A 632-nucleotide genomic window follows, 5' to 3' on the forward strand; every position below is an offset into this window, starting at 1 on the left:
ATCACGATCAGCGGCATCAGCGGGGTGATGACCTGCAGGGCCAGCGTCAGCAGGGACACCGTCAGCTGGGCCAGGGGCGGCAGCAGCGGCATCATGGCCAGCAGGATCTGCGGGAACAGCGGCGCGAGTTGGCCGATGAACTGGCCCAGGCTCTGCACGGCCGGGACCAGGGATCCGATCACCGGGGCCAGGCCCTGCGCCAGCGAGGCAACGACCGGCACCAACTGTGCCCCCAGGGCTGAGACCACGGGGGCGAGGGCGGTGACGATCGCCCCGATCAGGTTGCCGAGGGGCTGCAGGAGCGGCATCAGGCCGGTGACCAGACCGACCAGGATGCCGCCGACGTTGAGGAGGACGGGCAGCAGCGCGTCGATGACCGGCATGAGGGCTTTGCCGAGCGCGCCCAGAACCTGCGCAATGACGGGCCCGAACTTCTCGGCGAGTTCCTTGACGATGGGGGCGAGCACGGCCAGCAGCGGCAGCACTGCCTGGATGACCGACCCGAGGGTGCCCGCGATGAGCGTCGCGACTGCGTTGAGGGCTTTGAAGATCTGGGTGAGGGCTGCCTGGACTTCGGGGAGTTCGATGATGCGGCGGATCTCCGCGAGGGCGGCGCCGATCGTCCCGAAGAA

1 pseudogene is annotated in these 632 nt (G+C 69.0%); it reads right to left on the bottom strand.

The annotated features are described in order from the left end of the window. Positions 1-632 (bottom strand): annotated as a pseudogene (locus BG482_RS39935) (hypothetical protein); the annotation flags it as partial.

Source organism: Streptomyces sp. LUP30, from assembly GCF_001746365.1.
GTDB lineage: Bacteria > Actinomycetota > Actinomycetes > Streptomycetales > Streptomycetaceae > Streptomyces.